This window comes from Halosimplex yunnanense, assembly GCF_054504345.1.
Map to the genome: position 1 here is coordinate 64,384 of NZ_JBTJEL010000023.1, position 24,115 is coordinate 88,498.

Below are 24,115 nucleotides of genomic sequence, written 5' to 3' on the forward strand. Positions count from 1 at the left end.
GGATAGCCTCTCGGCCGCAGATCGTAGACAGCCCGTCTGGGGCACTCTCACCGAGAATTTATCTGTCACCCCGGCCTGGTTCTCCACATGAGTACTGATACCGACGGGGCGGGGGACGAGGACCCGACCACGCCGGTCGAGATCACGCTTTCGCTCGGTGAGAGCGGTGATCTGTGGGTCGCCCGCGACGAGGAAACGGGCGTAGCGTCCCAGGGGGAGACCCGCGAAGCGGCGCTCGACAACCTTGACGAGGCAGTCGCCCTCCACCACGGTGAGATCGGGCGCGAACCCACCGACGAGGAACTGCGTGAGGTGGGGATCGACCCCGACGAGAACTCGTCTGGAGACCTCCCGGACGTACTGCAGTAGCGAGCGGAATGGTCTCGCGTGATTTTTCCGGCGACGACGTGATCAAGGTCCTCGGCAACGTCGGCGGGTTCGAATGGCAACGGACGACCGGTGACCACGTCATTCTGAAATGGTCCCCGCCAGCGGACCACGAGACGGAACCGCGGACGGTGACCGTCCCGCGTCACGACCGGATCGACACGGGGACGCTCCGGAGCATCGCCGAACAGGCCGGGGCGGAGGACTTCGATGCGTTCTGCGAGTGGATCGACCGAAACCGCTGACACTGACCCTTCTACTGTTTTTAGCTACTGGCTCGACGCGTCTTCAGGGCCTGATCCCGCCTCGGCGGGCGCCAGCGCACCGTGTTCTTCCTCGATGGCGTCCATCGGGATAGCGAGCGTCGTCCGGTCGCTCCCGGCGAACAGCAGGTTCGTGGCGCGAAAGCCGTCGTCGCCGTCGATCCCGATCAGGCTGCCGCTGTCGCCGGCGGCGCTCATCGGCCCGAACACGTCGACGCCCTCGAAGACCGTCGGCTCGTCGTGATAGCCGCGGACCTTGATCCGGGCGTCGCGACCGCGCAGGTCGCCGGTCGTCACGCCGGTCGTCCGGCCGCTCTTGGTGAACGTCGCGTCGGCCGAGACCTCGGTGAACCCCGCGAATTCGCCGATACCGAGGACGGTGCCCGTGAACTGCTCGGGGTCGACCTCGACGATCGCGCTGTCGGTCGTGTTCGGCTCGTTCGGACGGATCTCGCTGCCCTCGACGAGCGTGCCGATCACGTCATCGTCGGTTCCCCCGTCGGCCGGGCCGGGCTGGAGGATGTCGTCGCCCGACTCGGCGATCCCGATCGGGGCTGCGACGTGTGCGTTCGTCAGGACGACCGTCGTCCCGTCCTCGGTCTCCAGCGGTGGGCTCCCGAGCGTGCCGGCGGTGATCTCCGGATGCCCCAGCGAGACGCCGGCTGGCGCGGGTCGCCATCGCCGCTCGCGGTCGGGCTCTTCGGCCGGCTGAGTCGCGGTCGCCTGCGTCCGCACGTCGCCGACCTCCTGAACGTCCGTTTTGACCCGCGTGTCGTCGAACTCGATCTCCTTCGGGATCCTGTCCACCTCGGCGAGTTGCACCTCCGGGAGTTTCTCCGAGACGAGGACGACGAGCACTTCCTCGTCGGTGGGCTGGTCGCCGACGCGCTTCGGACCGATGCAGGTACCGACCACGTTTTTACGGGACTCGAGGTCCTCGCGGACCGATCGCGGGATCTCCATACCCCGAAACTCTCTGGCACGCTCACATAACCTTTCTGTCCGATAGTATTACGCGCTCACCGACACGAGTGAGTTACATGTCAGGCGGAACATCGAACGACGGGAGCGGTACGGACGTCGAGGCGCTCCGGATCGCCCGCGAGGAGGCGCGGACGACGCTGGACGCGCAGCTGTCGACGCTGGACGACATCGACGGGAAGGCGCTGTCGGTGTTCCGGCTGAACGTCACGATCGTCGGCGTCCTGCTGTCGGCGCTGTCGTTCGCGGCGGCGACCGACGCGGCGGCTGTCTCGCTCGTGCTCAACCCGGCGGTCGGGATCGGGGTCGGCCTGTTCGTCCTCTCGGCGGCGGCCTCGGGGCTGACCTACGCGACGGCGGGCCAGCGCGTCGGCGCCGACCCCGAGGGGCTGGAGGCGGCGGCCGACCTCTCGGAGGCGGAGTCGCTCGCGTGGCTCGTCGACAGCTACGCCGACTGGATCCGCCACAACCAGCGGACCAACCTCCGGAAGGCGTTCCTCGTCACGCTCGCCATCCTCGGGACCGTCGCGGGGACGCTCGGGCTGGGCGTCGGCGTCGTCGCCGCGTTCACCGGGCTGGTCTACCTCCCCGCCGGCGTCGCCGTCGGTGCCGTCATCCTGCTCGCCGCCATCGCGGACATCCCCGGCCAGATCTACCGCATCGCCGAGGACAGCGACGCGGTCGGGGGCACCGTCGCCGTCCAGACCGTCAGAGCAGCCATGACCGGCCAGCGGGCGTTCAAGGGCCGCGACAGCGAGAAGTAGCGTCCGTTCCCTGCCCCCTCACCGCTTCTCGTCTTCGTCGCTCACTCGTCTTCGTCGCGGAGACTCGGGTGCGTGACCTGCTCGTCGGGATGGGGCTCGGCGAAGTACTCGGTCATCGCGTCGAGCGAGTCGACTTCCCGGCGCTCGCGCTCGGCGGCGTCGATCTCCTCGCAGCCGGGCGGAACGTCGCGGTCGCGACCGGTGAAATAGCCATCCGGCGCGACCCAGTCGTGGTAGAACCCCTGGTCGACCTCCTCCAGCAGCGTCACCGCGACCTCCGCGCCGTGGCCGGCACAGACGATCGCCTGATGTGGCTTCTCGGCGAGCCGACCGGCCGCGTAGAGGCCGTCGACGCCCGTCCGTCCGCGCTCGTCGGTGTCGACGTACTCCTTCCCGCGGTCGACGATCCCGACGCCGTCGATCCCGTCGAGGTAGGTGGTCTCGTTTTTCGTCGCGGCGATCACGTGGTCCGCGCGGTAGCGTTCACCGCTGTCCGTTTCGATCGCGAAGCCGTCGTCGCGGTTCTCGACCGTCTCGACCGTCGCCTCGCGCTGCTCGGCGCCCGCCTCCTCGGCCTGATCTCCCAGCATGTCGAGCAGGAGTCGCGCGTTGACGCCGGCGGGGAAGCCGGGGAAGTTCTCCAGGTGGGCGTTTCGCCGGAGGAGCGACCCGCCCGCGTCGAGGACGAGCGTCTCCAGGCCCGCGCGGGCGGTGAAGACGCTCGCGGAGAGCCCGGCGATCCCGCCGCCGACGACCGCGACCGCGTACCCCTTGCTCTCGTCGCTCGGCGCGTCGCGCTGTCCGGTGGAGTCGCGTGTCATACGGGCACGTCACGGGTCGCTGAAATCAGTGTTCCGGGCCCGACCGATCGGGACGCAGTGAGCGGTCGAGACGTGCAGCCGGGCCGGTACGGACATGTTTCGCCCGACCCGACGGCTTTCGGTAGCGGCTACTCGCTGTTGATGATCTTCCTCAATTCGGGGGTTCTTGGCTTTCCGGACCGAGTATCGACGCGGGAACGAGGCGAGCGAACACGCCTCACCTTGTCACCCCCGTGATCCCGTTCTCGTTCCCGCCTCCCGCGTTACGGATCGACTCGATGGGTCGCTGGATCGTATTCGAGGGCGTCCGCCTCGGCCAGCTTCGGGAGGTGGTTGTGGTGGAGGGCGGTCTTCAATCGCGACATCGCCCGCTCGTCGTCCGCGTCGAAGTCGCTCTCGCGCGCGGCGACCTCCGCGGCCAGATCGTCGAGCGTCGTCGCGGCGTGCTCGTTCGAGAGAACGTCGAGCACGAGCCGACGCCGCTCGGACCGCAACAGTAGATACACGTCGTCGGTGGAGCGGTCCTCGGGGTTCGCGAAGCCGGTCGGTCGGTCGCTAGTGGTGTCCGTCATGGTAGGTAAGCCGTCGTTTTCGCGTCGGTCTATCCCTCCTGAGTATCCCTTCGTCCGTAAGGTCACGCTAGAAGTGATTAGGCCGCTGTTCACGACCGTTCGCGACTCGCCTCGACTGTGACGAGGCGGGTACGAACTGGGTCGTTGCGGGTTTCGTACCGGATCGAAACGGCGGCCGGCAGGTGTGTGGCCTCCGCCGGCGGAGTCGGTGCGGCGGGTGGAAACGGCAGGGAACCGATCGGACTTACGGGCACACTCGCGTATCGCCCGGTATGGACCCGGAGGACAACCGGCGCGTGTGGGCCGACCGATCGGAGGCGTACTCGCCAGAGTACTACGCCGAGATCGGCCCCAACGAGGTGAGCGAGACGCTCGCGACCGTCCTGGACTACTACGCCGACGAGGACGCGGCGATCCTCGAAGTCGGCTGCGGGTCCGGTCGCCACCTCGCCCACCTGCGCGAGCAGGGGTTCGAGACGCTCGCCGGCGTCGACATCAACGACGAGTCGTTCGACGTGATGGCCGAGTACTACCCCGAACTCGCCGAGACGGGGCGGTTCCACACCGGCCCGATCGAGGAGGTCGTCCCGGAGTTCGACGACGACGCCTTCGACGTCGTCTACTCCGTCGAGACGCTTCAGCACGTCCACCCCGACGACGAGTGGGTCTTCGCGGAGCTGGTCCGGATCACGAGCGACCTGCTCATCACCGCGGAGAACGAGGGAAACAGCCCCGAACGCGGCCGGTCGGACGAGGACGTGAGCTTCGTCGACGACGACTTCCCGCTGTATCACCGCGACTGGAAGGCCGTCTTCTCCGACCTCGGGCTCGCCCAGCTCGTCCGCGAGCCGACCAACCGGGACACGATCCGCGTCTTCCGGGCGCTGTGAACGATCGAGTCGCGACAGCGACGGTCACTCCCCGACAGGGTGTCACTCCTCGGCGGCGTCGACGACCTCGTAGCTGACGTTCTGCTCGCGCAGTCGATCGGTGTGCGACGACAGGGCGTCCGTCGCCGAGAGGAGCAGTACGTCCAGCCCCTTCGCAGCCGCTTCCTCGACGGCCGCGGCGCTCCCGAACCGGACGTCCGGGTCCAGGTCCGCCGCCGACGCGGCGGCGAGCGCCTCCGCTCCGGCGACCGCGACGAGATCGTGCGATTCGGCCATCTCCGCGATCCGTCCGGGGTCGACCACCGAACTACCGCCGTTCTGGACCTGCGGGATCGACACGACTGTCACGGTCCCCAGGTCGTACTCGACGACGCCCTCGAAGTTCGTGACGCCGACGTCCGCACCGGACTTGGCGTCGGTCACCGCGACGGCGGTCGCGCCCCCGGTGTCGCCCGCCATCGCCCGGAGCGCGCCGTCCCGCATCGTCAGCGTTACCGTCTCGCCCTCGCTGATCTCGGTGGCAGCGATCGCCGTCTCGATCTCCACCTGCCCGATGACGTCCTCGGAGACGTGCCGGACGAACTCGTGCAGCTCGTCGGTCTGGGAGATCAGCCAGTCGACGCCCTCCTTGGTCACCTCGTAGCGCCCGCGGCCGTGTTTCTCCACGTACCCGTCCTCGACCAGATCCTGCAGGTAGTCGCTGACCGCCTGGGCCGTGATGCCGATCGCGTCGGCGATCTCCTGCTGGTTCACCGCCGGCTGGCGCTCGGCGATCTCGACCAGGATCTGATACCGCGTCGCGTTCCGTTTGCTCCGGAGCACCCCGTACCCGTCGGCGTCGCTCGCGTCGTTCGCCATTACGATCCCTCGGTCCTTCGAGGTCAAGTAGTTTTGCCATAGCGAGCGTGTAGTTGGTCTATCTGCCCGACTCACGCCCAATAACACAACAGAATTTTCTCTAAAACAAGCGAAATTGTTTTACGATCTACGGGAGTTGTCTCGGGCCATGGTGCACGTTTCGCTCCCTACCGATGCGAAGGCCGGGCCGACGAAGCCGGAGGTCAGGGCCGTCCTGCAGCGGAAACTCGCCCTCGACGCGACCGACCACTTCGCGGAGGTCGGGTCGTGTACCGGCGCCGTCACCATCGAGGCGGCCCGCCGGGCCGGCCGGGTCACGGCGCTCGAACGCAAACCCGAGCGCCTGGCCGCTACCAGAGAGAACCTCGCCGCCAACGAAACGACTGCCGAGGTCGAACTCCGGGAAGCCGAGGCGCCCGGGGGGCTCCCCACGGACGCCGACGCGCTGTTCCTCGGCGGCAGCCGCAATTACGAGGCGGTGCTCGACCACGCAGTCGAGACCGGCGTCGACCGCGTGGTCATGAACGTCTCCCGCCTGGAGGTCGCCGGCGCCGCGACCGAGGCGTTCCGCGAGCGCGGCCTCCTCGACGACGTCGTCCAGTTCCAGGTGAGCCGCGGCTACGAGCTCGCCGGCGCGACGAGCTTCGACTCGGACAACCCCGTCTACATGCTCGTCGGCGGCGTCGACGCGGACGACGCAACCGACGGAGGGCAGCCGTGACCCTCTATGGCGTCGGCCTCGGCCCCGGCGAGGCGGATCTGGTGACCGTCCGCGGCAAGCGCGTCCTCGACGAGGCGGACGTGGTGTACTCGCCCGGCCGCCTCTCGCGGTCGGTAGCCACCACGCACGTCCCCGACGAGCGGATCGGCGACCTGGACGTTCCGATGACCCGCGACGAGGACGAACTCCGGCGGGCCTGGAAGGCGGCCGCGAACGAGATCGCGCCGCGGGCCCGCGACGGCACGGCCGCGTTCGTCACGCTCGGCGATCCGAACGTCTACTCGACGTTCGGCCACCTGCGGCGGACGCTCGATGCCTTCCACCCCGACGTCGCGGTCGAGACCGTCCCCGGCGTCAGCGCTGTGACCGCCTTCGCGACCGCGCTGGGCGTCGAAGTCTCCGCCGGTGCGAGCCTGGCGCTCCGCGAGGCCGCCCGCGGCGCGGCCCCGACCGGCCCCGACCGACTGCTCCTGTTCAAGGTCACCGACGCGCCGACGACCCACGAGAAACTCGCCGCCGCTGGCTACGACGCGGTCTACGGCCGCCGCCTGTTCATGGAGCAGGGAGAAACGATCGTGACCGACGACCCCGCGGATCTCGCCGAACGGGACTACTACACCCTCGCGTACGCGGAGAAGCGCGACCTCGACGACGAACCCGCTACCGCGGCGTTCGCCGACGCCGACGACGAGCGGATGGAACGGGTCCGCACCGACGGCGGGGTGCCGGAGGGGGTAGTGCCGGACGGCGACGCGAACGCGGGCGACCGCCGACCGGTCGAACGGATGGAACTGGCCGAGGGCGAGGCCTGCGGCGACGAGTTCCCGGAGGTGACGCGATGACGGACCCGCAGGACGCCATCGACGCCGAGGCGGCCTCCCGGGCGGCGACCGAACGCGACCCCCGCGTCGCCGACCGCACCGCCGGCCAGATCCAGGAGGGCGTCCCGTTCATCGGGGCCGGACCGGGCGATCCGGGGCTGTTGACGGTCACGGGCAGGGAACTGGTCGAGGCGTCGGATCTGGTCGTTCACGCGGGGTCGCTGGTCAACAGCGACCTCCTGACCGAGTACTGCGCCGACGCCGAGCAGGTGTCGAGCATCGGGAAGGACCTCGAAGAACTCGTCCCACTGATGCGCGACGCCTACGAGGAGGGTCGCGAAGTCGTCCGCCTGCACAGCGGCGACCCCGCCATCTACGGCGCGGCCGTCGAGCAGATGGACGCGCTCGAACACGAGGGCGTCCCGACGTACGTCGTCCCGGGCGTCACGTCGGCGTTCGCCGCCAGCGCGACGCTGCGGACCCAGCTCACCCTCAACGGCGTCGCCAACCACGTCGCGTTCACTCGCCCGCAGGGGAAGACGCTGGATCCCGAGGAGGACCACATCGGCGAGTTCGTCGGGATGGGCGACGTGACGACCTGTCTCTACCTCGGCACCCACGCGGTCGCCGAGACGATGGACCGCCTGCTCGACGCCGGTCACGACCCCGACGTCCCGGTGGCCGTCGTCTATCACGCCTCCTGGCCCGACGAGGACGTGATCGAGGGGACCATCGCGACCATCGGCGACCGCCTCGACGAGGCGGGCTACCGCGCTTCGGCGATGGTCCTCATCGGCGACGCCGCCCGCAAGGCCGGCTACGACCGCTCGTACCTCTACGACGGGTTCGCGAACGGAGAGCAACCGGGAGACTCCCAGCAGGAGGCAGACGACTGACGATGAGCACGGACGATACCACCGAGACCACGGACGCGAGCACAGACTCATCGGACGATTCTGACGGATCGAGCGGCCACTGCTCGACCCCTGACTCGGACGGGGAAGTGGCCGAAGACATCGCGATCGTCAGCTTCGAGCGGAAGATGGACACCGCGACGGAGATCGTCGACGGCATCGGCGACCGCTACGAGTCCGTCGACGTCCTCGAATACCACGGGGACGTCTTCGCCGAGCACTGGGGCGAGTACGACTGCTTCGTCGGCCTGATGGCCTCGGGCATCGCGATGCGCAAGACCGCGCCGCTGCTGGACGACAAGTGGGACGACCCCGCCATCGTCGTCGTCGACGAGGAGCTGACGTGGGCCATCCCGATCACCGGCGGCCACCACGGCGCCAACCAGGTCGCCGACGACCTGGCGTCGATGGGCGCGGTCCCGGCGATGACGACCGCCAGCGAGGCCGCCGACAAGCAGGGGGTCGAGAAGCAGGCGAAGGCGCTGGACGCCCACGTCATCAACGGCGACTCGACGGTCGCGACCAACCTCGCCGTCCTCGACGACGAACTCGGCCCCGTCGAACGCCTCGACGGCCCCCGCGCCGTGCTCGTGGACGACGACGTCACCGTCCTCAAGCGCAACGGTGACGCCGGCGTCGTCCTCGGCACCGGCACCGTCTCCGGCGTCGACGCCGCGCAGGTCGTCGACGCGTGGGAGCGCGCACTTTCCGATCTGGACCTGACCGCCGACGACGTGGACTTCGTCGCGACGGGCACCCGCAAGGAGGGCGAGGAGGGCCTCTACGAGGCCGCCGAGGCCATCGGCGCCGGGGTCGTCTGCTTCGAGAAGGAGACCCTGGAGCGCTTCGAGGGCCCCTCGCCCTCCCGGTCGAAGGAACTCATCGGCTGGCCGGGTATCGCCGAGGCCTCGGCCATCGCCGGCGGCCGCGGCCACGAACTCGCGCGGGAGAAAGAACGGTTCGACGACGCCGTGACCGTGGCGGTGGGGCGGTAGGATGGCCGCTACGGACGCCACCGCCGACGCGGCCGACCGGGGAACCCTCTACGTCGTGGGTATCGGCCCCGGCCTCCCCCACGCGATGACCCAGCGCGCCAAGGACGTGGTCGAGACCGCCGACTGCGTTGTCGCATCGACCCTCTATCAGGAGTTCCTCCGCCGCGACGGGACCCTGCCGCCGGAGAGCGCCGAGGTCGAGGCGGCCGCCGCCGCACCCGACGACGCCACGGCCGGTTCCGAGCCCGGGACCGTCCTCGAACGGCCCAACGGGACGAAACAGACCCTCGTCCGCTCGTCGATGGGGCGGCAGGTCGAACTCGCTCGCGAGGCGTTCGAGCGGGTCCGCGCCGGCGAGGACGTGGCCCACGTCTCCGGCGGCGACCCGAACGTCTACGGGAAGAGCGACCTGCTGTACACGATGGCCGAGGCCGAGGAGGCGACGGACGTGCCGATCGAGGTCGTCCCCGGCGTCACGGCGGCGCTCGGCGGCGCGGCCAACCTCGGCGCGCCGCTGTCGAACGACTTCTGCACCGTCTCGCTGTCGGACAAGTGGCGCGGCTGGGAGGAGATCGAGGAGAAACTGCGAGCGGCGGCCATCTCGGGGTTCGTGATCGTCCTCTACAACTGCTGGCGCGACTACGAACGGGCGATCGAGGTCGTCCGCGAGGAGCGCGCCGACGACGTTCCCGTCGGGATCGTCAACGACGCCGGACGCGGCGACGCCGGCCGCAATCTCGACGACGAGACCCACACGATCACCACTCTCGGGGAGGCGACCGACCACGACGACGAGGTCGGCGGTATGGGCACCTCCATCCTCGTGGGGAACGCGGAGACGGCGGTCTGGGAGAACGACCACGGCGAACACCTCGTCACCCCGCGCGGCGGGCGTGACGTCGACGACTTCTGACCATGAGCACCGACGACACCACCGACACGACGGACGCGAGCACAGACACCGAAACGAAGTGCGGCGCTGCTTCGACGCCCGACGCGGATGCCGCGGCGAGCGAGGACTCGTCCTCGAAGTGCGGCGGGTCGACGTCCTCGTCGTCCGGGTCGTCCTGCGAAGCGTCGTCGAGCAGCGACGAGGAGGAGGTCGGATCGACGGTCGACGACTTCGACGCGGACCCCGGGCAACTGGTCGCAGTGGGGCTCGGTCCCGGTCAGCCCGAGGGCATGACCCAGCGCGCCCGCGAGGCGCTGCTTGCCGCCGAGCACGTCGTCGGCTACACGACCTACGTCGAGTTGCTGCCCGAGGAGGTCCGCGAGTCGGCCGACGAACTGTACGACACGCCGATGTGCGGCGAGGTCTCGCGCACCGAGGAAGCGATCGACCGCGCGCTCGCCGGCAACGACGTGGCGATCATCGGGAGCGGCGACCCGAACGTCTACGCGCTGGCGGGCCTCGCGCTCGAAATCCTCGAATCGAAGGGCGCGACCGCGTCGATGGTCGATTTCGACGTGGTGCCGGGCGTCCCGGCGGCCCAGTCCTGCGGCGCCCGCCTCGGCGCGCCCCTCGTGAACGACACCGTCAGCATCTCCCTTTCGGACCACCTCACGGACATGCCGACCATCGAATCGCGTCTCCACGCCGCCGCCAAGGAGGGCTTTACCATCTCGATCTACAACCCCTGGAGCCGCAAGCGCCGCGAGAACTTCGAGAAGTGCTGCGAGATCCTCGAAGAGCACCGCGCCGCCGACACGCCCGTGGGCATCGTCCACGGTGCCGGCCGCGAGGACGAGCGGGTCGAGATCGTCGAACTCGGCGAGCTGGCCGACCTGGGCGAGACCGACCTGATCGACATGACGACGACGATCGTCGTCGGCAACGAGGAGACGTACGTCTGGGACGACCGCATGGTCACCCCGCGGGGCTACGAGTCAAAGTATGACTACTGAGTACCGCGTCCGCCTCGACCGCGAGGCCTGCGACGGCGTCTTCGCCTGTCTCGTCCGCGACGACCGGTTCGTCGAGGCGACCGACGGCCTGGCCGAGATCGCGAGCGGTTCCTCGAACTCCGAGGCGGCCGACGGCGAGACCGTCGCCGCGTTCGACGACGACCGACTCGCCGAGGCCCGGCAGGCGGCCAGCGCCTGCCCGGTCGATGCCATCGACGTGACGGTGGTCGGCGATGAGTGAGGTCGAGAGGCCGACGCCCGACCCCGCCGCCGACCTGCTCTCGGCGACGCCGGCGACGGCGTACTTCTGGGGACGAGTGGCCGGCGACGGCGAACTCGTCGCGGACTGCGTGACCGTCCGCGCGGGCGACGAGCAGGCGGCCGACGCGCTGGCGGCCGTCGCCGGCGCGAACCGTCCCGACCGTCGCGTTGCGGCCCGCGAGTCGGCCCACGACGCCTCGATCGTCCGGTTCGAGGACGAGTACGAACTCCAGGTGATGGGCGCGCCGGCCGAGCGGGCCAGCGCGGCGCTCGGGCTCCCGCTCGACGGCCGGCCCGGCGGCTACCGCTTCGACGCCTTCGACGACTACCGGGCGCCGCTCGTCCGCGGTCTCCTCGAAGCCTGCGGCACCGTCTGCTTCCGCGAGTCGTCGGCGTCGGTCGGCGTCTCGTTCGTCCACGACGACGAGTGCCTGCTGGAGACGATCCGGACGCTCCTCGGTGCGGCGGAACCCAACGCCCCGACCGACGACCTCGCGGAGACCTCCGCTGGGGGGCACTGGTTCGGGTTGGCCGACGGGGCGGATACGGCCGGGTTCGCCGACTGGGTTTACGCCGACAGCGGCGACTCAGGGCTGTACGCCGCCGACCGCCGGCGCAAGCTCCGCCAGAGCGTCGAGCGCGCGACCGGCGCGGAGGTGGGTGACCGCTCGTGACCGCCACCCAGGCCGCGCCGGGCGACCTCGACGACGAAGCGGTCCTGCTCGTCGGCCACGGATCCCGCCGCGAGAAGTCCAACGAACAGGTCCGGACGCTCGCCGCCGACCTCGAAGCGCGGCTGGGCGTCCCCGTCGACGCCGGCTTCCTCGAACTCGCGAAGCCGGCCATCCCGGAGGCGATCGCCGGCCTCGCGGCCGCCGTCTCCCGGATCACGGTCGTCCAGCTGTCGCTGTTCGCCGCGAGTCACGTGAAAAACGACGTGCCGCTCGCGGTCCAGCGGGCCCGCGCCGACCACGACGGACTCACCGTCCACAACGGCGCCCACCTCGGGATCCACCCGGCGCTCGTCGACCTGCTCGACGACCGGGTGGCGGCGGTCGAGCGCTCGCTGGGCGTCGACCGCGAGGCCGACGACGTGGCGGTCGTCCTCTGCGCCCGCGGGTCCAGCGACCCCGACGCCAACGGCGACGCGCACAAGCTCGCCCGCCTGCTCTACGAGGGCCGCGCGTTCGACCGCGTCGAAGCGAGCTTCGTCGGCGTCACCGAACCCGTCCTCGACGAGACGCTCCACACCGTCGCCAAGGGGCGGCCCGACGCGGTCGTCGTGCTCCCGTACATGCTCGGCGACGGCGTGCTGACGGGGCGGATCCGCGACCGCACTGACGGGTTCGACGCGGAGTATCCCTACGTCGACGCGGCGGCGGGCGACCCGCTCGGGACGGACCCGCGGCTGCTGGACGTGCTCGGCGACCGCTGGCAGGAGGCCCGCACGGACAGCGTCGACATGTCCTGCGACACGTGCAAGTACAAGGTCGAACTCGACGGCTACGAGGAGGACGCCGGCGGCGCGCGGGCGATGCTCCGGGCGCTCACCCACCGGGAGGCACACGCCGACCGGGAGGCCGTCGACGACGACCCGCACGCCCACGACGCCCCCGACCACCACGTCGCCGTCTGCACGAACCAGACCTGCGCTGCCGACGGGGCGCCCGCGGTTCTCGAACGGCTGCGCCAGGCCGCCCGCGACTCCGCCGTCTGCGACGCCCGTATCACCCGCACGTCCTGTCTCGGGCGCTGCGGCGAAGGCCCGATGGTGGCCGTCTCCCCCGACGGCGTCTGGTACGGCGACGTCGACGCCGCCGACGCCGACCGCATCGTCTCGTCGCACCTCGACCGCGACCGCATCGTCTCCGACCTCGTCGATCAGACCCTCTGAACGGCGAACATCGACAGCACACCAGACACACACATGAGCTGCTACGAACTCGAAGCGCTGCGACTCGGACTGATGAACGTCCTCGGCACGGACGACGACCACGCCCGCGAACACGCGGAGCAGGAACTGGAGGGCCACCGCGACGGCCCCGTCGGCGCGCTCGCGGAGGCACAGACCCTCTCGGCGGTCGAGCGCCACCTCGACGCCGCGCTCGTCGACCTCGAGGAGACGGTCGCCGCGACCGACGCCGACGACCCCGAATACGACTACCTGCGCGGCCGACTCGTCGCCGTCCGCGACGCCGAGCGCGCCGTTCGCCGGCTGACCGCTCAGGGCGAGCACGTCCGGGACGGCCTCGGGGAGGCGCACGACGTGCTCCACGAGGCGTTCCCCGTCGAGGAGTGACGGAACCGAGCCGACCGCTGACACCGACTCGGTCGGACGTCTCTGTTTTCCAACAGCGTATCGCGATAGTCCGTCGAGTCGAGCGTGCGGTTTTCGACGGGACTCGCGCCGATAGACGGTCGCAGCACGGCTCGTCAGTCTACTCCGACGGTTCGGCGGCCGGACCGCTGCTGGGCTGAGCGGCGGCGTCGGTCGGGGCAGCGTCGACCGGATCGGCGTCGTGAGGGACTCCGAGTCGAGTCGCGTCCGGGCCGAACTCGCGTTCGAGCAGCGCGGGGACGTCGCCGGGAACGACGTCGGAGTACCAGCGGCCGCGCGGATGGAGGGCGACGGCGGTCCCGTCGGCGCTACAGAGGCCGAGACAGCTCGTCTCGGCGACGTGGACGCGCGACCAGAACACGTCGCGCTCGCGGAGCCACGCGGTCACTGCCTCGTACACCTCCGCGCCGTGCGCCTCGGCACAGGCGGCGTACTCGGCGTCGCGGTCATTCGTGCAGACGAGCACGTGGTCGGTGAAGCCGCGCTCGCGGACCGTTTCGGTTCGGTCGCGCATCAGTCCGCTACGGTCCCCGTTCGGCCGGGGTCCGTTGCGACCTCGCCGGCCCGCGCAGCCGTCGAGCGGCGGCGGAGCCGCGCGTGGACGGCCGCGAGGGCCAGCCAGAGGAACGCCTGACCGAGGACGACCAGTCCCACCAGCCCGGACGAGAGCGCGGCCGGCAGGGAGTGGGTGACTTCGTTCGTCGGCGCGAGTGCAGCCGGGACCGCGAGGAGCCCGAGCGACAGCGACGCGGCGACTGTTGCGACGACGCGTCCACGGCGCTCGCGCACCCGGAGGTAGAGCGCTCCCGCGAGGAGACAGGCGAGCGCCCCGGCGACCATCATCCCGGCGTAGAGCGGGAGTCTCGTCGCCGTCGGAAGCGTCTGTTCGGCCCCCGGCGGCTGCGGCGGGAGGGCGAGCCAGGGCGCGCCGGAGACGGTGAGGAACCCGGCCGCGGCCAGGACGTAGCTCTTCGCCGCGCCGGTCCCCGGGATCGCGGGTTCGAGGAGCGCGAAGGCGACGCCGAAGACGACGCCGCCCAGGAGTACGCCCCAGAGGACGCCCGAGACGGCGCTCACGGCGTTGGTGACCGCGGCCGAAACGGCGCCGTCGTGGGCGGCGTGGTGGTCGGCGTGCTGTCCGTCGGTCGCGTGGCCACCCTCGTGGCCGAGTTCGTCGGCGAACGCGACGAGGGGGTTGGCGACGAGCGCGACCAGCAGCCCGAAGGCGAGCCCGGCGACCAGCCCCGCTTTCACCCCCCGCGTCATGTGTCGAGCGAGCATGGTCAGTGACAGGTGATCCCAGCGGCGTGCCGGAAGTTATGCATCGCGTCGTGCATCGTCGGTTCCTGCACGAACAGCAGTGCGAACCCGAGCGCGACGGCGAGCCCGAGGCCCGCGATCAGTTGTGTCGGCGTTAGTTCCACTCGTGCCTGTTCGATGCGGCCGTGAACGCTGTCGTTGGCGGTCGACATATGAAACTACGGTTGGAGTACATCAAATACAATTGTAAAACTACCGGACGAGCGAAAGCTAGCTTTCGCGGGCGGCGCCTGCGGCCGCGTCGATCCGGTCGGCCGACAGCGCCGAGAGCGGGACGCGGGCGCCGCCGGTCTCGTCGGCGATCAGGTCGCACAGCCCGGGGCCGTCCGCGTCGGTGTCGACGACGACCACGTGCGGGTCGCGGCGGGCGAGTCGCTGCGCGGCCCCGCGGGTCTCTGCGACGGGGCTCTCGCTGGCGACGTTCGCTCGGCCGTCGGTGACTAGAACGACGACGCCGGCCGCGGGATCGGCGCGGTCGAGTACGTCGCCGGCGACATCGAGCGCGGCGGGGAGCGGCGTCCGGTCGCCCGTCGGCAGGTCCTTGAGGTGGCGCGCCGCGTGGGCGACGCTGTCGGTCGGCGGGAGCAGGACCTCGGCGTCGTCGCCGGCGAACGCGACGAACGCGACCTCGTCGCGCTGCTGGTAGGCGTCTCGCAGGAGCTCAAGGACGGTGCCCTTCGCCGCCCGCATCGCCGAGCGCATCGACGCGCTCGCGTCGACGACGAACACCACCAGCGAACCCGCGTCGCTTCGCCGGACGGACCGGCGCAGGTCCCGCGAACCGACCGACGACGCGCCGCGGGCGGCCGCCGCTCGGACCGACGCTGCGGCGTCGACGTCTCCCGCGTCGTCGGCTCGCTGGTCCCGAACGCGCGGACCGTCGCCGTCAGCAGTGGGCCGGGACCGCGCCCGATCCCCGCCGCCGGCCGCGTCCGCGTCGACGGCCTCCGGAACCTCGACGTCGGGCGCACTCGCGTTCCCGACCGCCGCGCGGGACTGTCCCGGAACGACCGGCGTCGCCTCCCGCTCGTCGCCGTGGTCGGCATCACAATCGTCGGCGTTGTCGTGATCGCCTGACTCGTCGCCGGCCGTCGCGTCCACCCCCGCTGGTTCTCTCCGCTGTCCGTCCACCGACTCGTTGGATTCACCCTCGCCGCTCTCCGCATCGCCGGCCCCCGTCTCAGCGTCCGCACTGCTCTCCGCGTTCGGGCCGGACGAGTCGCGATCCGGCTCACCCTTTCGGCTGTCCTCGTCGGCTGAGTCAGCCGGCTCAGCCGAGTCGTCCGCCTCTTTGTCCTCGTCTTCGGCCTCGTCGCCGTCCCCGAACTGCTCGTCGAGGAAGTCGTCGGGGTCGGAGGCGTCCTCGAACGGGCGCGACCGGAGGCGATGGGGGATCGCCAGCGCCGCCGCCCGCTGCACGTCGGGCTCGAGTACTTTCGAACGGCCGTCTAGCGCCGCGAACGTCCGCGCGGCGCGGGCCGTAGCGATGTCGCCGCGGTGACCGTCGAGCCCCGCGTCCCGACACAGTTCGGCGATTTCCACGGCGAACTTGTCGGGGAGGTCGACGCTATCGAGCCGGTCGCGGGCCTCCCGCAACTGGCGTCGGTACTGACGGTCATCCCGACTACCTTCGTGGATATCGACCGTTTCGGTGTCGACCGTATCCGTCTCGTCGTCCGCCGGCCCGGAGCCGTCGGTAGCCGTCCGCCCGAGCGCTCGGTCGATGATCGCAACCCGGCGGTCGACGTCCTCGCAGGCCGTGACCGTCGCGCCCAGCGCGAACCGGTCGCGCAGTTGCGGCCGGAGGTCGCCCTCCTCGGGGTTCATTGTCCCGACGAGCGTGAAATCGGCCGGGTGAGCGACGCTGACGCCGTCGCGCTCGACGCGATTGACCCCGCCCGCCGCCGCGTCGAGGAGCACGTCGACCAGGTGGTCGTCGAGCAGGTTCACCTCGTCGACGTAGAGGATGCCGCGGTTGGCGCGGGCGAGCAGTCCCGGCTCGAACTCGTGTTCGCCGGCGAGCGCGCCGGCCGTCGAGAGCGTCCCGACGACTCTGTCGCGCGTCGCGCCGAGCGGGAGCGTCACGAGCGGGACCGCTCGCCGCGTCGTCGGCGGGTCCGCCCGCTCGCGACAGTCGGCGCACTGGGCGTCGGGGGCGCCCGGCGGACAGCCGTACGGGCAGTCCGCGACGGCCGTCTGCTCCGGCAGCAGATCCGCCAGCGCCCGGACCGCGGTCGACTTCGCCGTCCCCTTCTCGCCGCGGATCAACAGCCCGTCGAGGTTCTCGTTCGCCCCCACGGCGAGCAGCGCCCGCTTGAGCTCGTCCTGGCCGACGATCGCCGAGAACGCGAGCCCGTCCCCCTGCCCCTGCGAAGCATTTATACTTGCCCCAGAATCAACCATATTTGTATTAGGGCAATGAGGGTTTAACAACGTTATGCCAACGATTGGTCTCTACACCGCGACGGAGAACGAACTGGGGTCGCTCCAGCGAGCGGCGGACGAGTGCGAGGCGGACCTGGTCGTCCGCTCGGAGAGCGACTTCGACGACGGTACCGACGTCGACGCGTTCGTCGACGAACTCGGTGACGCGACGGCGGCGATATTCTGGCTCCACGGGGCCGAGGAGAGCATGCCCGGGTACGATCACGCGGTCGAACGCCTCAACGAGGCCGGCGTGCCGCTCGTCGTCGCGTCGACCGGCGACGCCTACGCGGTCGAGGACACGTCCGTCCCCGAGAGCGACCGCGAGCGCGTCTGCGAGTACCTCGATCGCGGCGGCGCCAGCAACCTCGCGAACTGCGTCCGCTACCTCGTCGACGAGTACGGCGACGAACGCCGCGAGTACGACGACCCCGTCGCCCTGCCCACGGAAGGCGTCTACCACCCGGATCATCCGGGGGCGTCCTACGCGGACCTCCGCGCGGCCCACGACCCTGACAGGCCGACCGTCGCGGTCTGGTTCTACGAGTCCCACTGGACCCACGAGAACACTCGCTACGTCGACGCGCAGGTCCGCGCCATCGAACGGGAGGGAGCGAACGCCCTCCCGATCTTCTGCGAACCCGCGACCGACACCGAGGGGCAGTGGGACGCCGAGCAGGTGACCGAGGAGTGGTTGCTCGACGACGACGGCGACCCCACCGTGGACGCCGTCTGCTCGTCGTTCATGTTCTCGCTCTCGATGGAGGAGCGCGGCCGTGCCGCCAGCGACGAAGGCGACAGCGCACTGGACGTGTTCCTCGACCGGCTCGGCGTTCCGGTGCTTCAGACCGTCACGACGATGCGCTCGCGCTCGCGCTACGACGGGTCGGAGACGGGCGTGATGGGCTTCGAACTCGCCCTCTCGGTCGCGCTCCCGGAATTCGACGGGAACGTGATCACCCACCCCATCAGCGGCAAGGAACGGACCGCGGACGAAGCCGACATCGGCACCGCGCCGAAACAGCACTTCCCGATCGACGACCGCGTCGACCACGCCGCCAGACTGGCGGTCAACTGGGCCCAGTTGCGCCACACGCCGAACGACGAGAAGCGCGTCGCGGTTGTCCTCCACAACTACCCGCCCAGCGACGACGGCATCGGGACCGCGTTCGGCCTCGACTCCCCCGAGAGCACCGTCAACCTGCTCGACGAACTGGGGGCGAGAGGCTACGACCTCGGCGCAGCCAACGGCGCGTCGGCGAGTCCGGTTCCCGAGAGCGGCCAGTCGCTCGTCGAACGCCTCACCGCACAGCTCACCCTCGACGACCGCTGGGTCGCGCCCGAGGACGTTCGCGAGCGCAGCGTCGACACCGTCGCACCGGACCAGTACCGCGCGTGGTTCGACGCGCTCGATCCGGAGTTCCGTGAGAACGTGATCGAGGAGTGGGGCGACCCGCCGGAGCGACCGTTCGCGATCCCGGGCATCGAGTTCGGGAACGTCCTCGTCACCGTCCAGCCCCCTCGCGGGTTCGGGATCGACCCCTCGAAGGTGTACCACGACTCGGCCCTCCAGCCGCCCCACGATTACGTCGCCTTCTACCGCTGGCTCCGGAACGAGTACGAGAGCGACGCCGTCGTCCACCTCGGCACGCACGGCAGTCTGGAGTGGTTGCCCGGCAAGACCGTCGGCCTCGACGGGGAGAGCGCGCCGGACCAGCTGATCGACGATATCCCGAACGTCTACCCCTACATCGTCAACAACCCCGGCGAGGGGACGCAGGCCAAACGGCGATCCTACGCCGCTGTCGTCGACTACCTGACGCCGGTGATGGACACCGCCGGCACCTACGACGAACTCGCCGACCTGGAGGAACTCGCCGACCGCTACCGCGAGGCCGGCATGGAGGACGCCCGCAGTGACGACGGCGAGCACCTCGAAGATCTGATCCGCGAGGCCGTCGACGACCTCGACCTGGCCGTCGAGCTGGGGATCACGGGAGAGATCGGCGAGAAAGCGGACGTTCGCGGCCCCGACGAAGCCGGAACCACGCTCGCTGAGGGCGACGTGTCCGGCGACGACGTGGACGTCGACGAACTCGTCGAGCGCGTCCACGAGTACCTCACCGACGTGAAGACCACGCAGATCCGCAAGGGGCTGCACACGATGGGCGAACCGCCGGCGGGCGACCGACTTACCGAGTACCTCGTCGCGCTCACCCGTCTGGAGAACCCCGGGGCACCGAGCCTCCGGGAGAGCGTCGCGGGCGTGCTCGGCGTCGACTACGACGCGATGCGGAACCGACCGGGCGAGTACGACGACGCCCTCGGGATGAGCTACGCGCAGGCCGCCGACGCGGTGTACGAGCGGAGCCTCGACCTCGTCGAGACGCTGGCCGACCACGGCTTCGACCTGCCGGCGAGCGAGGCCGAGGCCGGCCCCGACGACGAGACGACGATGAATCTGCTCGTCGTCGACATCGATCCGCTGGGCGATGCGCGCGCCCGTTCCGGTGCCCACGACGACCTGCGTGAGGTCCTCGATTTCATCTGCGAGGAGGCCGCACCGCGCGTCCGCGGCGCCGAAGACGAGATCCCGCAGACGGCCGAGGCACTGTCCGGCGAGTACGTCCCGCCGGGCGGGAGCGGCGCCCCCACCCGCGGCGGCGTGGATCTGCTCCCCACGGCGCGGAACTTCTACACGCTCGATCCGCGGAAGGTGCCCGCGAAGTCTGCCTGGGAAGTCGGCAGGGAGGTCGCCCACGGCGTGGCCGAACGACACCGCGACGAGGAGGGCGAGTACCCCGAGGAGATCGGCGTCGTCGCGTGGGGCACGCCCACGGTGCGGACCCGCGGCGAGACCATCGCGCAGGTGCTGGCGCTGATGGGCGTCGAACCGGTCTGGACCGACGCCGGGAGGATCGACAACGTGGAACCGATCCCTCTCGACGAACTGGGGCGGCCGCGGATCGACGTGACGACGCGCGTTTCCGGCCTGTTCCGCGACGCCTTCCCGCAGGCCGCCAGCGTCGTCCACGACGCCGTCGACGCCGTCGTCGCGCTCGACGAACCCCACGAGCGGAACTACGTCAAAAAGCACGTCGAGGAAGACGCGGCGGCGCTGGAAGCCGACGGGATGGACGGGAGCGACGCCGAGTCGGCGGCGAAACACCGCGTGTTCACGACGCGGCCCGGCGGCTACGGCGCCGGGACGAACAAGGCCGTCGACGAGGGCAACTGGGAGGATCGGTCGGATCTCGCCGACGTGTACGTTCAGTGGGGCGGCTACGCCCTCGGATCGCGCGGGAAGACGACCGAGGCCCACGACGCCTTCGAGCGTCGTCTCGGTAGCGTTGAGGCGACCGCCAAGATCGAAGACACCGCCGAACAGGACGAGTTCGACTCCTCGGACTGGTACGCCTTCCACGGCGGGTTCATCACCGCCGTGACCGAGGCCGCCGGCGAGGAGCCCGCCTCCTACGTCGGCGATTCCAGCGACCCCGACAACGTCGACGTGTACACCAACGAGGAGAAGGTCCGGAAGGCGATGCGCGCCCGCGTCCTCAACCCCGACTGGCTCGACTCGATGGAGGACCACGACTACAAGGGCGCCGGCGACCTCTCGTCGACGGTCGACGTGGTGCTCGGCTGGGACGCCACGACGGGCGTCGTCAGCGACGCGCTCTGGGAGTCGGTCGCCGAGCGCTACGCCTTCGACGACGAGCGCCAAGAGTGGCTGCGCGAGGTGAACCCGTGGGCGCTGGAGTCGATCACTGACACCCTCCTCGAAGCGATCGATCGCGACCTGTGGGACGCCGACGAGGCGACCGCCGACCGCCTCCGTGACCTCAATCTCCGGGCGGACGGCGACATCGAGGGCCGTGCTGCCGCTGCGGGCCCGTCGGAGGTGCCCGGCGATGACGACTGAGGACGGCGAGGCGGCGACCGGCGAGGCCCGCGACGCCGACGACACCGACGAGTACGCCGACCTCGGTGCGACGACCGCGGACGCCATGGCGATCGCCGAGACCTCCATGGACCGCGTGCGCGAACTCGTCCCCGACGAGACCCTCGCCGACCGGATCCGCCAGAAGAGCGTTCACGCGACCGGTGATCCGGAGTTCCAGCATCTCGTCCGGTTCACCGGCGAAACTGCGGACGAACCGGTCGTCGCCGGCGCGCGAGCGGTCCGCGCGGGGCAGCCGATCGTCACGGACATCACGATGGTGAAAGCCGGGATCACCGGCCGCGGCCACGACTGCCCCGTCCGCAAAGCCATCGGGAACGGTGCGGAGTTGGCCGAGCGGACCGGGATGACCCGGACCGCGGCATCGGTGCTCGAACTCGACCGCGAGGGCGTCTACGACGACGCGATCGCCGTCGTCGGGAACGCGCCAACCGCGGCGCTCGCCCTCGCGGACTGCATCGAGGACGGGACGCGCCCGGCCGTCGTCGTCGCCACGCCCGTCGGCTTCGTGAAGGCCGCCGAGAGCCGCGAGCGGCTTCGCGAGGTCGCCGCGTCCCACGGCGTCCCGGCGGTCACGAACGTCGGCCGGCGCGGCGGTAGCGGCCTCGCCGCCGGCCTGACGAACGAACTCGTCCACGTGGCCAGTGACGCCCGCGACGGAACTGTCGAACTCCCGTAGGACAAGCGCGGATACTTCTCTTCTTGCGAGCCAACTCGGACCGGGAACCGATCGCGAGTCCCGGTCGCGAACTCCGGTGGCCAACACTTATCCGGGAGCCCGACTCACGCCTGTATACAAACCAGTTTGGTGTAGTTCAAGTATGCTTGCTATACGGGGCGAAACATGACGACAGAATCGATCCTGCTGGTCGGACGAGAGGCGCGAAACGGGGGAGAGGTCCTTGGCACCCACGCCGACCGGCTCCGGCGGCGCAGCGTCGTCGACGCGGTCGAGGTTGCCACCTACGAGCGCGAACCGGTCCGCGAGCTGCGCGCGCAGTTCGAGGATATCGGCGCCGACACGGTGTACGCCGTCCCGATGTGCGCCGCGCACACTCACGAGACGACCGATCGCGTCCCGCGCGCGCTGTCGTACCTCTCGGGTACCGTGCGGTACTGTGAACCGGTCGGGGGAAGCCCGGCCGTGACCGAGGTCCTCGCGGAGCGAGGCGCAACGCTTGCGCCGGCGGCCGACGACGTGTCGCTCGTTCTCGTCAGCTTCGGCAGCAGTTCGAAGCCACACCACCGACGGACCGCGGATTTCCACGCCGATCGGCTCCGCGAGCGGACCGGCTACGGTGAGGTCGTGACCTGTTATCTCCTCCAGAATCCGGCAGTAGAGTGCGTCAGGTACAACGTGGCCAACGATTCGGCCGTCGCGGCTCCGCTGTTCGTGACCCGATCCGAGGCGACCGAGGTGCGGGTGCCCGCGGAACTCGAACTCGCCCGCGGCGGGATCGAGTACGCCGATCCGCTGGGGACGCACCCGCGGGTTACCGACGCCGTCGAGGCCGAGGTGGAGCGACAGCGCGCGCTCGCGCCGGACGACGCCGAGCGACCCGCGCCCGTCGCGGCGGGGCCCGCCGAGCCCTCGAGCCCGCTTGCGACCGACGGGGACGGCCGGCGTCGCTGACCCGGTCGAGCCGACGCGACGAGTCGCGATACGACGACCTCACACAGCGAACCGTCACGCCCGGCGAGCGGCGTTTTCCGGCGGTGTCCCTACCAGTGGCTATTACCGTCCACGGGACTCGAAATAGGTCAATGCGAAACTACACCATCGCGCGCATCTGGGGTATCCCCGTCAAGATCAGCACCTCGCTGCTGGTCTTCCTCCCGATCCTCGCGTGGGTCATCGGCAGCGGGACGCAGATCGACACCTACGCGGCGATCGTCGACGGGTTCGCGCCCCACGCCGTCGACGTGGACGTCCTCAGGGACGGCTCGACGCCGTGGGTGATCGGCGCCGCGGCCGCCGTCGGGCTGTTCGTCAGCGTCGGGGTCCACGAACTCGGGCACGCCTGGGCGGCCCGCCGGTACGGCATCGGCACCGAGTCCATCACGCTCTGGCTGCTCGGCGGCCTCGCCGCGCTGGAGTCGATGCCCCGCGAGTGGAACCGGGAGTTCTGGATCGCTATCGCCGGCCCGATCACGAGCGTGCTCACCGCGATCGCCTGCTACCTCGTCGTGCTCGCGCTTCCGGCGTCGACGCCGGTCGCGACGTTCGTCTTCGGGTGGCTCGTCGTGACGAACGTCCTCCTGACGGTGTTCAACATGCTTCCGGCGTTCCCGATGGACGGTGGCCGAGTCCTCCGCGCGCTGCTTGCGCGGACCCAGCCCTACGAGGTCGCGACGCGGTCGGCCGCCCGCGCCGGCACCGCCTTCGCCGTCCTCTTTGCCGTCGTCGGCGTGCTCTACTTCGCGCCGATGCTGATCCTCCTCTCGCTGTTCCTCTACGGCGCGGCCTCCTCGGAGTCGCGGGCCGTCGCCCTGCAGGCGCTGCTCGAGGGAGTCACACTCGGAGACGTCGCCAGCTTCGACGCCGAGCCCATCGACGCCGACGACTCGGTCGACGCGTTCACCGACCGGATGATCCGCGACCGCCGGACCGCCTACCCCGTGACCGATGCGGGTTCGGTCATCGGCGTCGTCACCCTCGACGCGATGCGACGTTCGGACGCGGACACCCGCGACTCCGTGACGGTGCGGTCGATCATGATCGACGACCTGCCGACGCTCGCGGTCGAGATGGACGCCTTCGAGGCGCTCGCCGAACTGAACCAGCACCCCGCCGGGTTCGCGCTCGTCGAGCGCGACGGCGAGACGGTCGGCGCCGTCTCCAGGGACGACTTCGCGTACGTGCTCCAGTTCCGCCGCGACGGCGTCGGCGTCGCGCCGAAAGAGGCGTTCTAACCC

At 70.3% G+C, this 24,115-nt stretch carries 26 protein-coding genes; 18 read left to right on the forward strand and 8 right to left on the reverse strand.

The genetic code is table 11. The features are described from left to right. Positions 1-87 precede the first annotated feature (87 nt). Together AB2U09_RS00680 and AB2U09_RS00685 are read left to right on the forward strand one after the other, a co-directional pair. Entirely contained in the window at positions 88-369 is a 282-nt protein-coding gene (locus AB2U09_RS00680) for a type II toxin-antitoxin system HicB family antitoxin (RefSeq protein WP_459190765.1), read from the forward strand. A gap of 8 nt (positions 370-377) precedes the next feature. Beyond that, entirely contained in the window at positions 378-632 is a 255-nt protein-coding gene (locus tag AB2U09_RS00685) for a type II toxin-antitoxin system HicA family toxin (protein WP_459190766.1), read from the forward strand. 24 nt (positions 633-656) lie between these two features. Here AB2U09_RS00685 and AB2U09_RS00690 read toward each other — a convergent pair whose 3' ends face one another. Continuing rightward, on the reverse strand, positions 657-1,613 hold the full coding sequence (locus AB2U09_RS00690) for a hypothetical protein (protein WP_459190767.1): 957 nt from the start codon (positions 1,611-1,613) through the stop codon (positions 657-659). A gap of 77 nt (positions 1,614-1,690) precedes the next feature. On the opposite strand from AB2U09_RS00690, the gene AB2U09_RS00695 reads away from it, so the two are divergent. Continuing rightward, the gene (locus AB2U09_RS00695) at positions 1,691-2,395 is read left to right on the forward strand and encodes a hypothetical protein (RefSeq protein ID WP_459190768.1); all 705 of its coding nucleotides are present in this window, start codon (positions 1,691-1,693) and stop codon (positions 2,393-2,395) included. Between the two features lie 41 nt (positions 2,396-2,436). Here the strand turns inward: AB2U09_RS00695 and AB2U09_RS00700 are convergent, their stop codons facing one another. After that, the gene (locus AB2U09_RS00700) at positions 2,437-3,216 is read right to left on the reverse strand and encodes an NAD(P)/FAD-dependent oxidoreductase (RefSeq protein ID WP_459190769.1); all 780 of its coding nucleotides are present in this window, start codon (positions 3,214-3,216) and stop codon (positions 2,437-2,439) included. Positions 3,217-3,479: 263 nt separating this feature from the next. Then, entirely contained in the window at positions 3,480-3,788 is a 309-nt protein-coding gene (locus tag AB2U09_RS00705) for a DUF7344 domain-containing protein (RefSeq protein WP_459190770.1), read from the reverse strand. A 272-nt stretch (positions 3,789-4,060) separates the two neighbouring features. Here AB2U09_RS00705 and AB2U09_RS00710 point away from each other — a divergent pair, with 272 nt between their 5' ends. After that, positions 4,061-4,678, forward strand: a complete 618-nt coding sequence (locus tag AB2U09_RS00710; RefSeq protein WP_459190771.1) for a class I SAM-dependent methyltransferase — start codon at positions 4,061-4,063, stop codon at positions 4,676-4,678. A gap of 42 nt (positions 4,679-4,720) precedes the next feature. Here AB2U09_RS00710 and AB2U09_RS00715 read toward each other — a convergent pair whose 3' ends face one another. Beyond that, positions 4,721-5,536, reverse strand: coding sequence for a DUF7839 domain-containing protein (locus tag AB2U09_RS00715; protein ID WP_459190772.1), 816 nt, complete (start codon positions 5,534-5,536; stop codon positions 4,721-4,723). A gap of 148 nt (positions 5,537-5,684) precedes the next feature. On the opposite strand from AB2U09_RS00715, the gene cbiT reads away from it, so the two are divergent. The 10 genes from cbiT to AB2U09_RS00765 are packed head-to-tail and all read left to right on the forward strand — an operon-like array spanning position 5,685 to position 13,452. Beyond that, entirely contained in the window at positions 5,685-6,257 is a 573-nt protein-coding gene (cbiT, locus tag AB2U09_RS00720) for a precorrin-6Y C5,15-methyltransferase (decarboxylating) subunit CbiT (protein WP_459190773.1), read from the forward strand. Then, positions 6,254-7,099, forward strand: coding sequence for a cobalt-factor II C(20)-methyltransferase (locus tag AB2U09_RS00725; RefSeq protein ID WP_459190774.1), 846 nt, complete (start codon positions 6,254-6,256; stop codon positions 7,097-7,099). Before cbiT ends, AB2U09_RS00725 begins: the two co-directional genes overlap by 4 nt. After that, complete coding sequence (locus AB2U09_RS00730) at positions 7,096-7,974, forward strand: cobalt-precorrin-4/precorrin-4 C(11)-methyltransferase (protein WP_459190775.1); 879 nt, start codon at positions 7,096-7,098, stop codon at positions 7,972-7,974. The genes AB2U09_RS00725 and AB2U09_RS00730 overlap by 4 nt, the downstream gene beginning before the upstream one ends. Before the next feature lie 2 nt (positions 7,975-7,976). Continuing rightward, positions 7,977-8,987: a cobalt-precorrin 5A hydrolase gene (gene cbiG, locus AB2U09_RS00735; protein WP_459190776.1), complete on the forward strand. Its 1,011-nt coding sequence runs from the start codon at positions 7,977-7,979 to the stop codon at positions 8,985-8,987. A 1-nt stretch (position 8,988) separates the two neighbouring features. Continuing rightward, on the forward strand, positions 8,989-9,900 hold the full coding sequence (locus AB2U09_RS00740) for a precorrin-3B C(17)-methyltransferase (protein ID WP_459190777.1): 912 nt from the start codon (positions 8,989-8,991) through the stop codon (positions 9,898-9,900). Between the two features lie 2 nt (positions 9,901-9,902). Then, positions 9,903-10,892, forward strand: a complete 990-nt coding sequence (gene cobJ, locus AB2U09_RS00745; protein WP_459190778.1) for a precorrin-3B C(17)-methyltransferase — start codon at positions 9,903-9,905, stop codon at positions 10,890-10,892. Further along, positions 10,882-11,133, forward strand: coding sequence for a ferredoxin (locus tag AB2U09_RS00750; RefSeq protein WP_459190779.1), 252 nt, complete (start codon positions 10,882-10,884; stop codon positions 11,131-11,133). Before cobJ ends, AB2U09_RS00750 begins: the two co-directional genes overlap by 11 nt. Next, entirely contained in the window at positions 11,126-11,827 is a 702-nt protein-coding gene (locus tag AB2U09_RS00755; RefSeq protein WP_459190780.1) for a cobalamin biosynthesis protein, read from the forward strand. Before AB2U09_RS00750 ends, AB2U09_RS00755 begins: the two co-directional genes overlap by 8 nt. After that, entirely contained in the window at positions 11,824-13,047 is a 1,224-nt protein-coding gene (locus tag AB2U09_RS00760) for a CbiX/SirB N-terminal domain-containing protein (RefSeq protein WP_459190781.1), read from the forward strand. The genes AB2U09_RS00755 and AB2U09_RS00760 overlap by 4 nt, the downstream gene beginning before the upstream one ends. 33 nt (positions 13,048-13,080) lie before the next feature. After that, positions 13,081-13,452: a DUF3209 family protein gene (locus AB2U09_RS00765; RefSeq protein ID WP_459190782.1), complete on the forward strand. Its 372-nt coding sequence runs from the start codon at positions 13,081-13,083 to the stop codon at positions 13,450-13,452. A gap of 139 nt (positions 13,453-13,591) precedes the next feature. On the opposite strand, the gene AB2U09_RS00770 is transcribed toward AB2U09_RS00765, so the two are convergent. The 4 genes from AB2U09_RS00770 to AB2U09_RS00785 are packed head-to-tail and all read right to left on the reverse strand — an operon-like array spanning position 13,592 to position 17,214. After that, positions 13,592-14,005: a (2Fe-2S) ferredoxin domain-containing protein gene (locus AB2U09_RS00770; protein ID WP_459190783.1), complete on the reverse strand. Its 414-nt coding sequence runs from the start codon at positions 14,003-14,005 to the stop codon at positions 13,592-13,594. After that, positions 14,005-14,772, reverse strand: coding sequence for a CbtA family protein (locus AB2U09_RS00775; protein WP_459190784.1), 768 nt, complete (start codon positions 14,770-14,772; stop codon positions 14,005-14,007). Before AB2U09_RS00775 ends, AB2U09_RS00770 begins: the two co-directional genes overlap by 1 nt. Positions 14,773-14,774: 2 nt before the next feature. Next, complete coding sequence (locus tag AB2U09_RS00780) at positions 14,775-14,963, reverse strand: CbtB domain-containing protein (RefSeq protein WP_459190785.1); 189 nt, start codon at positions 14,961-14,963, stop codon at positions 14,775-14,777. 58 nt (positions 14,964-15,021) lie between these two features. Further along, complete coding sequence (locus tag AB2U09_RS00785; protein ID WP_459190786.1) at positions 15,022-17,214, reverse strand: VWA domain-containing protein; 2,193 nt, start codon at positions 17,212-17,214, stop codon at positions 15,022-15,024. 34 nt (positions 17,215-17,248) lie between these two features. On the opposite strand from AB2U09_RS00785, the gene cobN reads away from it, so the two are divergent. From cobN to AB2U09_RS00805, 4 genes are all read left to right on the forward strand, one after another. After that, the gene (cobN, locus tag AB2U09_RS00790) at positions 17,249-21,160 is read left to right on the forward strand and encodes a cobaltochelatase subunit CobN (RefSeq protein WP_459190787.1); all 3,912 of its coding nucleotides are present in this window, start codon (positions 17,249-17,251) and stop codon (positions 21,158-21,160) included. Next, on the forward strand, positions 21,150-21,878 hold the full coding sequence (locus AB2U09_RS00795; RefSeq protein WP_459190788.1) for a precorrin-8X methylmutase: 729 nt from the start codon (positions 21,150-21,152) through the stop codon (positions 21,876-21,878). Before cobN ends, AB2U09_RS00795 begins: the two co-directional genes overlap by 11 nt. A 165-nt stretch (positions 21,879-22,043) precedes the next feature. Continuing rightward, positions 22,044-22,832, forward strand: a complete 789-nt coding sequence (locus AB2U09_RS00800; RefSeq protein WP_459190789.1) for a CbiX/SirB N-terminal domain-containing protein — start codon at positions 22,044-22,046, stop codon at positions 22,830-22,832. Between the two features lie 131 nt (positions 22,833-22,963). Then, the gene (locus tag AB2U09_RS00805; protein WP_459190790.1) at positions 22,964-24,112 is read left to right on the forward strand and encodes a site-2 protease family protein; all 1,149 of its coding nucleotides are present in this window, start codon (positions 22,964-22,966) and stop codon (positions 24,110-24,112) included. Positions 24,113-24,115 lie beyond the last annotated feature (3 nt).